General features: G+C 70.6%; 1 protein-coding gene. It reads left to right on the top strand.

Annotated features, from left to right (window positions below; genetic code table 11):
* Positions 1-24 precede the first annotated feature (24 nt).
* Positions 25-408: bifunctional ornithine acetyltransferase/N-acetylglutamate synthase (locus CS062_RS25615; protein ID WP_199174395.1), on the top strand; the 384-nt coding region annotated here is incomplete at its 3' end.

Below are 408 nucleotides of genomic sequence, written 5' to 3'. Positions count from 1 at the left end.
ACTTTCGATCGTGGGAGTGGCACCGTGACGTCGAATGTGGATGCCAAGCTGGTGCGGACGCAGGGCGTGACCGCGCCTGCCGGGTTCCGGGCCACCGGAATCGCCGCGGGTATCAAGGCTTCCGGAGCGCTGGACCTGGCGCTGGTGTTCAACGAGGGTCCCGACCACAACGCGGCAGGCGTGTTCACCCGCAACCAGATCAAGGCGGCCCCGGTGCAGTTGTCGCAGCAGGTGCTCACCACGGGCAACCTGCGCGCGGTCATCCTCAACGCCGGCGGTGCCAACGCCTGCACCGGTGCGCTCGGCTTCCAGGACGCCCACGCCACCGCCGAGGCCGTCGCCGCAGCCCTGGCCGACTGGGGCACCGAGACCGGGGCGATCGAGGTCGCGGTGTGCTCCACCGGGCTG

It is taken from the genome of Roseateles chitinivorans (assembly GCF_002761755.1).
Taxonomy (GTDB): Bacteria; Pseudomonadota; Gammaproteobacteria; order Burkholderiales; family Burkholderiaceae_C; genus Roseateles; species Roseateles chitinivorans.
The sequence above is the reverse complement of the archived record's forward strand: the minus strand, read 5'-3'. Positions and strand labels throughout refer to the sequence as shown.